Origin of the sequence: Microbacterium sp. I2 (assembly GCF_051364985.1) — a bacterium.
Lineage (GTDB): Bacteria > Actinomycetota > Actinomycetes > Actinomycetales > Microbacteriaceae > Microbacterium.
On sequence record NZ_JBLWIH010000002.1, the window covers coordinates 117,434 to 129,697 of the forward strand.

A 12,264-nucleotide genomic window follows, 5' to 3' on the forward strand; every position below is an offset into this window, starting at 1 on the left:
GGATGCCGCGGCCCGCCGCGAATGCCCGCATGCCCGGCGGTGTGTCGCCCCCGCGGGGCGCTCCCCGACGTATCGTGGAATATGGCGCACAACGCAGATTCCGCCCCTCGGTCCACGGTTGTGGCGCTCGTCGGGGCCGACAGCGACGACCTGCTCACGGGCCTGGCCGATGTGCCGGCACTGGTCGCATTGTCGCTGCGCGAGGCCGAGCCGGCCGTCGCCGCGCACCTGGTGACGTCGGTGGCGCTCCCCTATGTCGTGCACGACGCCGACCCTCTGGAGCATGTGGCGGCGGCCTGGGTCGAGCTGTACGAGGAGCGCGCGACGCTCGGCTCACTCGAGGCCGAGGTCGAGGCACTCCTGGCGCTGTTCTCTTCGGGCGAGGCCGTGATGCCCGATTACTATGTCGTGGCCGGTCCCGAGGCGATCGAGGGCACGTGGCGGCACTGGTGGCTCGGAGCCCTCGCCCACCACGCGCCGTCGCGCGTGCTGCCGGTCGAGGCATCCGGGTCCGCACTGCGTGCGCGGCTGCGCGCGCTGCCGGCGTCTCGTCCGTGGCCGGATCCTGAAGCCTGGCTGCCCCGCGTGCAGTTCGACATCCCCGACCGCGTCGGTCTGCACGACCAGCCTGGCGCGGCCTGATCCGTGGCGGCGGTCGAGGCCTTCGAGCACGCCGGCGCGACGCTGATCGCGGAGCGGCGCGGCGCCGGCGACCCTGTCTTCGTGCTGGTGCACGGCATCGGAATGGGCCGGAGCGTGTTCGCCGAGCTCGCCGATCACCTCGACGACGGCGAGGTGATCGCGCTGGACCTTCCCGGCTACGGCGAGGCGCCCGAGCCGCCGCGCGTGCTCACCATGGAGCGAAGCGCCGATCTGGTGGCGCAGTTCCTCCGCCGTCGCGTCGGCAGGCCGGCCGTGCTGATCGGGCACTCGATGGGCGCGCAGGTCGTGGTCGAGATCGCCGCACGCCACCCCGAGGTGGTCGACCGCGTCGTGCTGATCGGTCCGACGGTCGATCCTTCCGCCCGGACCGCGCCACAGCAGCTGTGGCGCCTGCTGCGCGACATCGCCGTCGAGAGTCCCCGCGTGATCGCCGTCGGCGCGCGCGAATACCTGCGTGCGGGGCCACGCATGCGTGCCAAGCTGCGCGCGATGCTCGTCCATCGCATCGAGCGCACGCTCCCCCGGGTGGCTGCTCCAGCACTCGTGCTGCGCGGCGAGGACGACATCGTGGCACCACCCGAGTGGTGCCGCAGCGTCGTGGCGGCGCTGCCCGACGGCCGGCTGGTCGAGGTGCCCGATCACGGCCACGAGACGATGATCCGGGATGCCGCGGCCTCGGCGCGCGAGATCCTCCGGTTCGTCCACGACGGGTGACGGCGCCCTGCCGTCCGGCATCCGATTCCTGCCAACCATCGCCCCGCCGGCAATGTCGGAACCCCCGCGTAGGTTTCCACTGTCGGAAACCACGGAGGAATCATGCTCTCGCTCGTCACCGCCGCCGAACACCAGTACCGTCACGACACCTGGACCCGTGATCGTGAGAACGCCCTGCTCGCTTCGATCCGCGAGCATCGCACGGCCGAGACCGCTCCGGCACCGGTCACGTCACCGCCGGTCGCCGCCGTGCCCCGCGTCAAGCGGGCGGCGTGGCCGAGGCCGATCGGGGCCCACCGCGCCGAGGCCTGCACCACCGTCTGCGCGACCGCCTGAGGACCGAAGCCCCGCCCGCGAGTCCGGGGCTGGGCGCGGTCGATTCAGCGGTGTCGCCCGCGGCCCGCGAAGATGGTCCACGCCGGCCCGTCATGACCGGCGTCGCGTCAAGTGGACCTCGACGGTATCGCCGTCGGATTTGCCGATCGCGGTGCGCACCACGCCGCTGACGGGAAGCTTGTGGGTGCCGTCGCCGAGGGCCATGAACGATCCCTCGAAGGGATACCCGTCCACGGTGCCGGCGACCTTCACCAGCCCGCGGGTGCCGAAGATCTCGGCGGATCCCGGAAGCTGCACGCAGGTCCAGGTGTCGCCCTCCCGGACCTTGCCGAGGACGGCGGTGAAGCGGATGTCGAGCGGCTGAGCAGTGTCGTTCATGGCGGTTCCCTTCAGGACGCGGACCGTGGGCGGCGCGGTGCGCCGTCCCCAATGATGACGAACGACCTCGTTCGCGATCGACATCGCGTCCTGCTCCTCGTTCGGTGTCGGCCGCCAGGTCGGAACCGGCACGCTGCCTGGCAGCCGCTGACCGTCGCCGCTGTAAGCACAGCCGAGGTCTGGGCGCAAGCATCTGCGCCGAATCGCAAGGCGTCGCTACGCTCCCGCTGTGACCACTCCCGAGAGCGCCGCCCGACGCGCTCAGAGTTCGACCGTCTTCCGCGTTCTGGCCCGCTCCGGTTACGTCGTGCTGGGCATCCTGCACATCCTGATCGGGGTCATCGCGATCTCCATCGTCGCGGGCGGCGGTGGCGGCGAGGCCGACCAGAGCGGTGCAGTGGAGAAGATCCGCGATGCGCCGGGCGGCGTCCTGATGCTCTGGGTCATCGTGCTGGGTCTCATCGCCCTGGCCATCTGGCAGATCGCGGAAGCGATCATCGAACGCGACCCGGACACCAAGAAGAGATGGGGTCGTCGTGCCAAGTACGTCGGCACCGCGGTGGCGTACGTGGCTATCGCGGGAACGGCGCTCCTCGCAGCGCTGGGCGGTCGCTCCCAGTCGTCGGACTCGTCGCAATCGTTCAGCGCGCAGTTGCTGGCGACGCCCGGGGGCGTGGTACTCCTCGTGCTGGTCGGCGTCATCGTGGCAGCGATCGGAGCGGCGTTCATCGTTCGCGGCGCGGGGCGCGGGTTCGAGGAGCACCTCGACCTGCCTGCCGGCGCCGCAGAGAGGGGCATCGTGGCGTTCGGTGTCGTCGGCTACGTCGCCAAGGGCATCGCGGTGGGTGTGACCGGCGTACTGTTCGTCGTCGCGGCCTTCACGCACGACGCAGAGACGGCCGGCGGGCTGGACGCGGCCCTCCGGGCTCTCACTGAGCTGCCGTTCGGTGCGGCGATCCTCTGGGTCGTGGGTGCGGGGCTTGTGCTGTATGGCCTCTACTGCTTCGCGCGCGCCCGATTTGCCCGCATGTGACCCACCGCGAGGCCCGCGACGGCGTCGCCCCGCCCGGAGGGGGCGAGGCGACGCCGTCGGGGATGTTCCGCTGGAGCAGTCGCAGACGCGCGGCTCAGGTCCGCGTGACCCCCCGGCGGCGTGCGAAGAACACATACAGTCCCAGCACGATGATCGACCCGATGATCGAGCCGATGATCCCGGCCGGCTGCAGGAAGCCGCCGTTCGGATCGGCGCCGAAAATGAGGAATCCGAGGAAGCCGCCGACGAAAGAGCCGACGATTCCCAGCACGATGGTCAGCAGGATCCCCATGCTCTGCTTGCCGGGGATGATCGCCCGGGCGATGAGCCCCGCGATCAGGCCGATGATGATCAGGCCCAGAATTGTCCACAACATGATTTCTCCCCTCGATTGTCAGGAACGGGACGGACTCGCGGCGTCGCCGGTCGACACCTGGCGGGCGAGCTCTTCGACATCGGCATCCGGCAGCGAGACGCCCGACTGATCCAGCCGCTGGTGCAGCACCTCGACGATGCGCTCGAGCGGCTCGGTCCCGACGTCGGCGCGCGTCTGCGCGACGATGCCGGCCACCTTGTCGATGTCGGGCGCGTTGTTCTGGTCCATTGCCGGGAGCCGCTGCTCCTGCTCCGTCCCCAGCGCGCCGCTGGTCTGTTGGGCCGAACTCGCCGTCAGCGTGTCGCGGCCGTCGTCGTGACCGTGGTGATCGGTGCCGTCGATAGCGGCGCCGTCGATGACACCGATCCCGACGGCGGTGTGACTCGCGTCATCCGGCATGCCGGCGTCGCCGCCTGCGACTCCCGCGGCGTCGTCGGTCTGGGCGACGCCCGGCTCAGCCGTGCCGTCGGCGGCCTCGGCCCCGGTGGTCGTCGCGTCGTCGCGCGTCGGGTCACCCGGACCCGGCGTGCCCGTGGCACCCTCGGCGTCTTCCCGGTCGGGGTAGTTGACGCCCGGCCGCTCGTACTCGTTGCCCGTCGTGCTCATCAGGGCTCCTCTCCTCGGTCGGCATCGACCGCCAGGTCGGGGTCGGCGCCCTGGCGAGCAGCTTCCCCTTCGGCAGGGTCGTCCGGCTGCAGCGCCGCGTCGGTCAGCAGCGTCTCGGCATCGGCCGCTTCGGCATTGCGCTCGCGTGTCTCCTCGTCGCCGACTTCGTCCCAGCCGCCGGCCGGGTCGGCGTTGATGACGCCCTCGGGCAGGTCACGGTCCATGGCGCGCTCCTCTCGTCGGCCACCAGACTCCCCCACCCGCCGTGCGCGCGGCATGGGGTTGACAACGCCGGTCAGTCCTGTGAAGCGGGACCCGCTGAGCCCGAAGAGGCGCGCGATGCCTGCGCGGCGGCCTTGTCGCGAGCCACAGCGTCGCCGATCAGCTGGCCCCCGCTTCGCAGCAGCGCCCGCCGCCACGGCAGCGTGCCTTCGATCTCGATCTGAATCGAGATCGACAGAACGGTGCGAATGAGCACGATCAGGCCAAGGATCAGCGCGTCTTCGAGGGACGGCTTGGAGGTGATGGTGCGGATGAGGTCGGCGGCGACGAGGATCTCCAAGCCGAGCAGGATCGCCGAGCCCAGCGTCGTGCGCAGCACTTGGAAGGCCGCTCGGCCACCCTCGCGACGTGCGAGCGACCGCGCCCCGAGGACGAGCGCGATGAGGAACCCGGCCATCATCGCGGTGGCGCCGAGCGCCTCGAAGCCCACCGCGACCGCCGTGAAGACGTCCTCCATGTGCACGCCGCCAGCATAGGGCGCATCCTCGCGAGCGGGATGGCGCGCGAGATGCCACGCTGGTCTCGTGTCGATTCCTGCCTCTCCTGACGCCACCGAGGAACTCCGCCGCCTGCTCGCCCGTCACGTCGACGCGGGCACCATGCCGGGAGCGGTCGCGACGATCGGCGCCGGCTTCGCCCCCGTCGTGGTCGGCGTCGCCGGACCCGACGGGACCCCGCTGCGCGCCGACGCCATCTTCCGCATCCAGTCGATGACCAAGACGGTCACGGCCGTCGCTGCGCTGCAGCTCGTCGAGAGGGGCGAGATAGGTCTGGACGACTCGGTCGAGCCGTGGCTGCCCGAACTCGCCGACCGCCGCGTGCTGCGGCATCCCTCAGCCGACCTCGGCGACACCGTCCCCGCCGATCGCGGGATCACCCTGCGCGACCTGCTCACGAACCAGTCCGGGTACGGGGTGATCCCCACGGAATCCCCGCTGCAGCGGGCGATGGCCGCCGCCGGGCTGGAGGCGGGGAACGAGCCCGCGGATCGTGGCGCGCAGGAGTGGCTCGACGCTCTGGCGACGCTGCCGCTCGCGCACCAGCCGGGTGGCGGGTGGCGCTACCACCTGTCGTTCGGCATCCTCGGCATCCTCCTCGGCCGCATCGCGGGTGCTCCGGCACCGGAGCTGCTGAGGACGGCCGTCTTCGAACCGGCAGGCATGCGCGACACCGGATACCGCGTGCCCGACGATGAGGCCCATCGGCTGCTCCCCGCGTATCGGCGCAGCGAGTCCGGCCTGGTCGAGGTCGAGCCGACCGGCGGTGGTTTCCACAGCGGTCCGGCGCCCTTCGACGAGAGTCACTCCGAACTCGTCTCGACCATGGCCGATTACCACGCGTTCCTGCGCGCGCTGCTCGACGGCCGCCTGATCGACCCGGAGCTCGTCGAGCAGCTGCGCACCGACCAGGTCGAGGCCTCTGTCAAGACGCCGGACAGCTTCTTCCCCGGTTTCTGGGACGGAACAGGCTGGGGCTTCGGCGCCTCGGTGGTCACGGACGGCCCGCACCGCGGTCGGTTCGGATGGTCGGGCGGCTTCGGAACGGACTACTTCGTCGATCCCGATGGGACGATCTGCATCGTCATGACACAGGTCGAGATGGACGAGCAGATCTTCGGCCTGCTCGCGGAGCTGCAGCAGCTTCCGGGCTAATGCGAACGGTCGGCCAGGATGCCGCGCCGAGCGGGATTCTCGTCGAACCAGTCCGCGACGTACCAGCACACCGGGATCACGGTGCGGTCGCCGCTGCGCTCGAGCTCGGCGACCGCATGATCCACCACCTGCCCCGCGTAGCCGTGGCCGCGGAACGTCGGGATGGTGTACGCCCGCGTCATGGCGACCGTCCGGCCGTCGTCGCGGTAGTCCAGCACGCTCACCAGATCGTCACCGCGATGCAGCGTGTAGCGCGAGGCATCCGCTTCGTTCGTGAAACGCATCTCAGTCACGCCGACAGGCTACGCCCGCCTTCCCCCATCAGGACGAAGCGGGCGGAATGTCGCGGCGATCGCCCGGCGAGATCTCGGCGGACTCTCAGGGCGTCGCCGCGCGCCGCCGGATCAGTCGGGGAGGACACCCGTCTTGGCCAGCCGGGCGTACCAGTGCCCGCTGTCCTTCACCGTGCGCTCGAGCGTGTCGAAGTCGACGCGGACGATACCGAAACGCTTCGCATAACCGTAACCCCACTCGAAGTTGTCCAGCAGCGACCAGACGAAGTACCCGCGCAGATCGACGCCGCGCTGAATCGCCCGGTGCGCCGCCGTGAAGTGGCGACGCAGGTAGTCCTGTCGCAGCGGGTCGGGCACCGAGCCGTCCTCGGCGACGACGTCGTCGAAGGCCGCGCCGTTCTCGGTGACCATCAGCGGCTGATCGGGGAACTGCGCGTGCAGCGAGAGCAGCAGCTCTTCAAGCCCCTCGGGTGCGATGTTCCAGCCCATCGCGGTGTAGGGCCCCGGCTGTTCGACGAACTCGAGCACGTGGTCGCTTCCGGGCCACGCGGTGCCTCCGGCAACGCCCTTGTGCCCGTCGTTCATCTGCTTCGGCGAGACGCCGTCCCACAGCTGCACGGTCGCGGTCGAGTAGTAGTTGACGCCCAGCACGTCGATCGGCTGGTTGATCGTCTGCAGGTCCCCGTCGTGCACGAAGAACCAGTCGGTGACGGATGCCGTGTCTTCGAGCAGGTCCGCCGGGTACTCGCCCTTCAGCAGCGGGTGCGTGAATGCGCGGTTGGCGAGGGCGTCCGCACGGCGCACCGCCTCGGCCGCTCCGTCGCCCAGGCCTCGGAGCACGTGGAAGTTGAGCGTGATCGAGTAGTCCGGGTCGCCCGTCGAGGTCGCCCGCAGCGCCTGCACGGCGCGGCCGTGCGCGAGGTTGAGGTGGTGGACCGCAGCGAGCGCGGCGGCCGGCTCGTGGCGACCGGGGGCGTGGCCGCCCTGGCCGTACCCGAGGTACGCCGAGCACCACGGCTCGTTCAGCGTCGTCCAGGTGTGCACGCGGTCGCCGAGTGCCGCTCCCATGATCTCGGCATACCGCTCGAAGGCGTCGGCGGTGCCGCGCGCGGTCCAGCCGCCGGCATCTTCCAGCGTCTGCGGCAGGTCCCAGTGGTAGAGCGTCGCGACGGGGCGGATGCCGCGCTCCAGCAGTCCGTCGACCAGGCGCGAATAGAAGTCGATGCCCGCCTGGTTCGGCTCGCCGGCGCCGTTCGGCACGATACGCGGCCACGCGATGGAGAAGCGGTACGCACCGAGCCCCAGGTCCTTCATGAGGTCGAGGTCGCTCTCCCACCGGTGGTAGTGGTCGCACGCCACGTCGCCCGTGTCGCCGTTCCAGACCTTGCCCGGCGTCTTGCTGAACGTGTCCCAGATGGAGGGCGCGCGACCGTCCTCGGCTGCAGCCCCCTCGACCTGGTACGCGGCGGTCGCCGAACCGAAGGTGAAGCCGGGCGGGAACACGAGACCCGAGTCGCGGTAGTCGGGGCTGCCCTGGACGGGCGTGGAAGTCGAGGTCACGGGATTCACTCTGTCACCTCCGCACGATCGACCGTGAACGTCTGCGAGCGCCCGTCGGGCGTCGTGACGGCCACCTCGGCCGCGCCCGTTCCGCCGGGGAAGACCCGGAGCGCGAGACCGTCGAGGTAGTCGTAGTCCGGCCGGTCGCTGCGCGCCCCCCATGGCAGCACCGCGCCCGGACGGACATACAGCGGGAGGCTCAGGAAGCCGTGGGTCTCGCGCACCCAGCGCCCGCCCTCGACCTTCTCGCCCGTGAGCAGGCCCGTCCACGTGCCGGCCGGGAGGTAGAACTCCACCTCACCTGATTCGGAGAACACGGGCGCGACGAGGATGTCTCCGCCGAGCATGTACTGCCGGTCGAGGTGGGCGGCCGCGGGGTCGTCGGGGAACTCGAGCTGCATGGGCCGCATCACCGGAATGCCTGTCCTCGACGCGTCGACGCCGAGCTGATACAGGTACGGCATGAGCCGCATCTTCAGGTGCGTGAAGAACCGCGTGACCTCGACGGCCTCGTCGTCGAAGTCCCACGGCACACGGTACGAGCTCGATCCGTGGAAGCGCGAGTGACTGCCGAGCAGCCCGAACGCAGTCCAGCGCTTGAAGACTGCGGCATCCGGCATCCCTTCGAATCCCCCGATGTCGTGACTCCAGAACGCGAAGCCGCTCATCGCCAGCGACAGGCCGCCACGCAGAGTCTCGGCCATCGACGGGAAGGTCGACGTCGAATCGCCGCCCCAGTGCACCGGCATCGACTGCCCGCCCGCCGTCGCGGAGCGCGCGAACAGCACCGCGTCGCCTTCGCCGCGCGCCTCGACGAGCACGTCGTGGACGGCCCTGTTGTAGAGGTGCGTATAGAGGTTGTGCATGCGCGACGGGTCGGAGCCGTCGAAGTAGTCGACTTCGAGCGGGATCCGCTCGCCGAAGTCGGTCTTGAAGCAGTCGACGCCCTGGTCGATCAGGCGGCGCAGGTGGCCCTGGTACCACGCGGTCGCGTCGGGGTTCGTGAAGTCGACGAGCCCCATGCCCGCCTGCCACAGGTCCCATTGCCACACCGAGCCATCCGGTCGCGTGACGAGGAAGCCCTGCGCGGCCGCCTCGGCGAAGAGCGGTGAGCGCTGACCGATGTACGGGTTGATCCAGACAGAGACCCGGAGGTCCTTCTCGTGCAGGCGGGCGAGCATGCCCTCGGGGTCGGGGAAGGTGCGCGGATCCCACTCGAAGTCGCACCAGTTGAACTCGCGCATCCAGAAGCAGTCGAAGTGGAAGACCGACACCGGCAGCTCGCGCGCCGCCATCTCGTCGATGAACGACGTCACTGTGGCCTCGTCGTAGTCGGTCGTGAAGCTCGTCGACAGCCACAGTCCGTACGACCATGCCGGTACCACGGGCGGGCGGCCGGTGAGTGCGGTGTAGCGCGACAGCACGTCCTTCGGGGTCGGTCCGGCGATGACGAAGTACTCGAGCACCTCGCCCGGCACCGAGAACTGCACGCGTTCCACGGCCTCGGAGCCGATCTCATACGAGACGTGACCAGGGTCGTTGACGAGCACGCCGTACCCGCGGTTCGAGATGTAGAAGGGGACGTTCTTGTACGCCTGCTCGCTGGACGTGCCACCGTCCGCGTTCCACACGTCGACCGTCTGGCCGTTCTTCACCAGCGGACCGAAGCGCTCGCCGAGACCGTAGATGAGCTCGCCGACACCGAGATCGAGCTGCTCGTGCACGAACGTGTCGGCCCGCGGCACCTCGACGCCGGCCCGCGCGTTGCGCACGATTCCCGGGTCGACCTGCGCATCGGAAGACAGCCGGATGTAGCCCTGAGCCTTGTGGCCGCTGCGGGTCACGCGACGCCCGTCGACCTCGAACGACAGGTTCCACGGCGCGCCGGGGGTCACTTGCGCGGTGAGGCCGCCGGTGGTGAGCACCCCGCCTTCGTCAGTGACGGTCCCCACGCCCACTCCACGCGGCGCTGGCGCGCCGCGCGGAGCCTCCGGGCGCGTGGGCCCAACCGCACCCGCGCCGCCCTGAACGGCACTCTTCTGAACGGCACCGGTCAGCTCGAAGCCGCCGTGCCAGGCGCCGCCCTCGTGGTGGGCGACGCGCACCCGCACGACTCCCTCCAGCGGGGACGAGAGGGTGACCGTGAGCATGGGTCGATTGAGCGTGTCGCCGCGCTTGGCGATGACCGCTGTCGGGGCCGTCACGACCAGCGCCTGACCGTCGGCCGTCTCGGTCGGCCAGATGTCGTACGCCTCCTGCGCGTACAGGGCGGTGACCCCCGGCCGAAGCTGCCAGAACCCGTCGGTGAACTTCATTACTTGACTGCTCCTGCCGTGATGCCACGCGTCAGCGTGCGCTGGAAGATGAGGAAGAAGATGAGCGTCGGGATGAGGCCCAGCAGGGCCGATGCGCTCGTCGTGGTGACGTCCATGAGCCGGTCGCCCTGCAGCACGCTGATCGCGACCGGGACGGTCTGATTGGCGTTGGAGACCAGGAACGTCAGTGGGATGAGGAACTCGTTCCACGTCCAGATGAAGAAGAAGATCAGCAGCACCGACAGGGTCGGCCGCGAGATCGGGAAGATCACGCGCCACAGGATCTGCCAGCGGCCGGCGCCGTCGATCGACGCGGCCTCGAGCACCTCCTTGGGGAACGTGCCGTAGACCGATGCCAGCAGGTAGGTGCCGAAGGCGGCCTGGATCACCGTGAAGATGATGATGACCGACCACACGTTGTTGTACAGGCCGACCGCTTTGAACATGTAGTACAGCGGGTACAGCAGCGCCTCCTGCGGCAGCAGGTTCGCCAGCAGGAACAGCAGCACGACCCAGGAGCGGCCGCGGACCCGGCCGATGCCGATGGCGAAGGCGTTCAGCACCGAGATGAGGACGGCGAGCACGGCGACGGCGCCCGAGATGAAGAACGAGTTCCACACCTTCTCGGGGAAGTTGACGCGCTCCCAGAAGGCGGCGATGCCGTCGAGGTAGATCCCGGTGGGCAGTGACAGCGGCCCGCTGTTGGAGTAGTCCGACGGCGACTTGAAGGAGTTGACGAGGATCAGGTAGAAGGGCGCGATGATCAGGATCGCGGCGACGACCGCGAACGTCAGCATCAGCCAGTCGACGCCCTTCTTCTTGTGCATGCCGCCGCGGCCACGACGACTGCGCCCGGGACGTGCGGCCGCCTTGTCGGCGGTGGTGAGAGTCATGGTGGCGGCCATCACAGTCCCGCCCTTTCCTTGCGCTCCGCGGCGTTCTGCGCACGGATGAACAGCACCGACACGACGGCGATCACGATCGTGAGCGCCGTCGCGATCGTCGCGCCGTACCCGACCTGCTGCGACTGGAAGAACTCGGTGTACGCGTAGTACGCCGGCACGTTCGTGGAGTCACCGGGTCCGCCTCGGGTCAGGACGTAGACCGGGCCGAACACCTTGAGCGCCGCGATGGTGCACGTGAGGGTCACGACGTAGATCTCGGGGCGGATGATGCTCACCGTGATCGCGCGGAACCGCTGGAACCAGTTCGCGCCGTCCAGCTCAGCGGCCTCGTACAGCTCGGGATCGACTCGCTGCAGCGCCGCCATGAAGACCACGACCGGGTAGCCGATCTGGATCCAGACCAGCACGACCATGAGGCTGCCGAGCGCGGTGTCGGGGCTGCCCAGCCAGTTGCGTGCCAGAGCGCCGAGGCCGATGTTCTCGAGGATGGTGTTGAGTGCGCCGTCCTGTGGACGCAGGATCCAGCCGATCACGATGCCTGCGATCGCAGCGGGCAGGATCTGGGGCAGGTAGTACGTGGCGCGCAGGAAGCTCGCCAGCTTGCCGCCGAACTTGCGGCCGACCAGGTCGAACAGCAGTGCGGCGAGGATGAGGCCGATGATCGTCGGGAAGATCACCATTGCGACGATCATCCAGATGCTGTTGCCGAACGACGTCCAGAACTTCGCGTCGCCCATCAGCTCGATCCAGTTCTCGAGGCCGATGAACTCCGGCGGCTTGATCCCGCGCCACTCCGTGAAGCTCAGGTAGATGTTCCACGCCAGCGGGATGATCACGATCACCGCCAGCAGCACGAATCCCGGCAGCAGGTAGAGCCAGTACGCCCCCGAGCCGCCGCGCCCGCGCTGCGGGATCAACGGTTCCTCGGGAGGAAGCTTGGTGCGCTTGGCCTTCTCGGCGCGCACGAAGGGGACGGCGGTCATGTCCTTCTCCAGGTTCGAAATGGGGTGGGATGCCCGCGGCACCGCGCGCAGCGGCATCCCGCTGCCGGCTCGCCTTGTCCACGAGGCGAGCCGGCGGGGTGGCCCCAGGGGGAGGGAGACAACCCGAGAGGGGGGGTAACAGAAAGCCACCCCTCCAGGCGCGTCCCC

Annotated in this window: 15 protein-coding genes; 5 read left to right on the forward strand and 10 right to left on the reverse strand. The window is 69.5% G+C overall.

Annotated elements, in window-relative coordinates:
- The first annotated feature begins 81 nt into the window (after window positions 1–81).
- The 3 genes from ACLKM7_RS04100 (at window position 82) to ACLKM7_RS04110 (ending at window position 1,713) form a co-directional block, all read left to right on the forward strand.
- Window positions 82–642 (forward strand): hypothetical protein, encoded by a 561-nt coding sequence (locus tag ACLKM7_RS04100; RefSeq protein WP_436445880.1) that lies wholly within the window; start codon window positions 82–84, stop codon window positions 640–642.
- A gap of 3 nt (window positions 643–645) precedes the next feature.
- Window positions 646–1,377 (forward strand): alpha/beta fold hydrolase, encoded by a 732-nt coding sequence (locus ACLKM7_RS04105; protein WP_436445881.1) that lies wholly within the window; start codon window positions 646–648, stop codon window positions 1,375–1,377.
- Window positions 1,378–1,479: 102 nt separating this feature from the next.
- Window positions 1,480–1,713: a hypothetical protein gene (locus ACLKM7_RS04110; RefSeq protein ID WP_436445882.1), complete on the forward strand. Its 234-nt coding sequence runs from the start codon at window positions 1,480–1,482 to the stop codon at window positions 1,711–1,713.
- Between the two features lie 90 nt (window positions 1,714–1,803).
- Here the strand turns inward: ACLKM7_RS04110 and ACLKM7_RS04115 are convergent, their stop codons facing one another.
- Entirely contained in the window at window positions 1,804–2,091 is a 288-nt protein-coding gene (locus ACLKM7_RS04115) for a DUF1905 domain-containing protein (RefSeq protein WP_436445883.1), read from the reverse strand.
- A 229-nt stretch (window positions 2,092–2,320) separates the two neighbouring features.
- On the opposite strand from ACLKM7_RS04115, the gene ACLKM7_RS04120 reads away from it, so the two are divergent.
- Window positions 2,321–3,124 carry a DUF1206 domain-containing protein gene (locus tag ACLKM7_RS04120; protein ID WP_436445884.1) on the forward strand — a complete coding sequence of 268 codons (804 nt, stop codon included), beginning with the start codon at window positions 2,321–2,323 and terminating at the stop codon, window positions 3,122–3,124.
- Window positions 3,125–3,218: 94 nt separating this feature from the next.
- Here ACLKM7_RS04120 and ACLKM7_RS04125 read toward each other — a convergent pair whose 3' ends face one another.
- The 4 genes from ACLKM7_RS04125 to ACLKM7_RS04140 form a co-directional block, all read right to left on the reverse strand.
- Window positions 3,219–3,500 carry a GlsB/YeaQ/YmgE family stress response membrane protein gene (locus tag ACLKM7_RS04125; RefSeq protein WP_168911542.1) on the reverse strand — a complete coding sequence of 94 codons (282 nt, stop codon included), beginning with the start codon at window positions 3,498–3,500 and terminating at the stop codon, window positions 3,219–3,221.
- An 18-nt stretch (window positions 3,501–3,518) separates the two neighbouring features.
- Window positions 3,519–4,106 (reverse strand): hypothetical protein, encoded by a 588-nt coding sequence (locus ACLKM7_RS04130; protein ID WP_436445885.1) that lies wholly within the window; start codon window positions 4,104–4,106, stop codon window positions 3,519–3,521.
- On the reverse strand, window positions 4,106–4,330 hold the full coding sequence (locus ACLKM7_RS04135; protein ID WP_436445886.1) for a hypothetical protein: 225 nt from the start codon (window positions 4,328–4,330) through the stop codon (window positions 4,106–4,108). Before ACLKM7_RS04135 ends, ACLKM7_RS04130 begins: the two co-directional genes overlap by 1 nt.
- Window positions 4,331–4,401: 71 nt before the next feature.
- Window positions 4,402–4,845, reverse strand: coding sequence for a DUF1622 domain-containing protein (locus tag ACLKM7_RS04140; RefSeq protein ID WP_436445899.1), 444 nt, complete (start codon window positions 4,843–4,845; stop codon window positions 4,402–4,404).
- A gap of 67 nt (window positions 4,846–4,912) precedes the next feature.
- Here ACLKM7_RS04140 and ACLKM7_RS04145 point away from each other — a divergent pair, with 67 nt between their 5' ends.
- Window positions 4,913–6,040: a serine hydrolase domain-containing protein gene (locus ACLKM7_RS04145; RefSeq protein WP_436445887.1), complete on the forward strand. Its 1,128-nt coding sequence runs from the start codon at window positions 4,913–4,915 to the stop codon at window positions 6,038–6,040.
- Here the strand turns inward: ACLKM7_RS04145 and ACLKM7_RS04150 are convergent.
- The 5 genes from ACLKM7_RS04150 to ACLKM7_RS04170 form a co-directional block, all read right to left on the reverse strand.
- Window positions 6,037–6,324, reverse strand: a complete 288-nt coding sequence (locus ACLKM7_RS04150) for a GNAT family N-acetyltransferase (RefSeq protein ID WP_436445900.1) — start codon at window positions 6,322–6,324, stop codon at window positions 6,037–6,039. The genes ACLKM7_RS04145 and ACLKM7_RS04150 overlap by 4 nt on opposite strands.
- Window positions 6,325–6,444: 120 nt before the next feature.
- The gene (locus tag ACLKM7_RS04155) at window positions 6,445–7,893 is read right to left on the reverse strand and encodes a GH1 family beta-glucosidase (RefSeq protein ID WP_436445888.1); all 1,449 of its coding nucleotides are present in this window, start codon (window positions 7,891–7,893) and stop codon (window positions 6,445–6,447) included.
- Between the two features lie 5 nt (window positions 7,894–7,898).
- The gene (yicI, locus tag ACLKM7_RS04160; RefSeq protein ID WP_436445889.1) at window positions 7,899–10,208 is read right to left on the reverse strand and encodes an alpha-xylosidase; all 2,310 of its coding nucleotides are present in this window, start codon (window positions 10,206–10,208) and stop codon (window positions 7,899–7,901) included.
- Complete coding sequence (locus ACLKM7_RS04165) at window positions 10,208–11,113, reverse strand: carbohydrate ABC transporter permease (protein WP_436445901.1); 906 nt, start codon at window positions 11,111–11,113, stop codon at window positions 10,208–10,210. The genes yicI and ACLKM7_RS04165 overlap by 1 nt, the downstream gene beginning before the upstream one ends.
- Window positions 11,113–12,096: a carbohydrate ABC transporter permease gene (locus ACLKM7_RS04170; RefSeq protein ID WP_436445890.1), complete on the reverse strand. Its 984-nt coding sequence runs from the start codon at window positions 12,094–12,096 to the stop codon at window positions 11,113–11,115. Before ACLKM7_RS04170 ends, ACLKM7_RS04165 begins: the two co-directional genes overlap by 1 nt.
- Window positions 12,097–12,264: the final 168 nt, after the last annotated feature.

Coding starts and splice junctions, on each gene's coding strand:
- ACLKM7_RS04100 (WP_436445880.1), top strand. CDS start 82: ATGGCGCACAACGCAGATTCCGCCCCTCGGTCCACGGTTGTGGCGCTC.
- ACLKM7_RS04115 (WP_436445883.1), bottom strand. CDS start 2,091: ATGAACGACACTGCTCAGCCGCTCGACATCCGCTTCACCGCCGTCCTC.
- ACLKM7_RS04170 (WP_436445890.1), bottom strand. CDS start 12,096: ATGACCGCCGTCCCCTTCGTGCGCGCCGAGAAGGCCAAGCGCACCAAG.
- ACLKM7_RS04130 (WP_436445885.1), bottom strand. CDS start 4,106: ATGAGCACGACGGGCAACGAGTACGAGCGGCCGGGCGTCAACTACCCC.
- yicI (WP_436445889.1), bottom strand. CDS start 10,208: ATGAAGTTCACCGACGGGTTCTGGCAGCTTCGGCCGGGGGTCACCGCC.
- ACLKM7_RS04135 (WP_436445886.1), bottom strand. CDS start 4,330: ATGGACCGTGACCTGCCCGAGGGCGTCATCAACGCCGACCCGGCCGGC.
- ACLKM7_RS04125 (WP_168911542.1), bottom strand. CDS start 3,500: ATGTTGTGGACAATTCTGGGCCTGATCATCATCGGCCTGATCGCGGGG.
- ACLKM7_RS04150 (WP_436445900.1), bottom strand. CDS start 6,324: ATGCGTTTCACGAACGAAGCGGATGCCTCGCGCTACACGCTGCATCGC.
- ACLKM7_RS04140 (WP_436445899.1), bottom strand. CDS start 4,845: ATGGAGGACGTCTTCACGGCGGTCGCGGTGGGCTTCGAGGCGCTCGGC.
- ACLKM7_RS04110 (WP_436445882.1), top strand. CDS start 1,480: ATGCTCTCGCTCGTCACCGCCGCCGAACACCAGTACCGTCACGACACC.
- ACLKM7_RS04165 (WP_436445901.1), bottom strand. CDS start 11,113: ATGGCCGCCACCATGACTCTCACCACCGCCGACAAGGCGGCCGCACGT.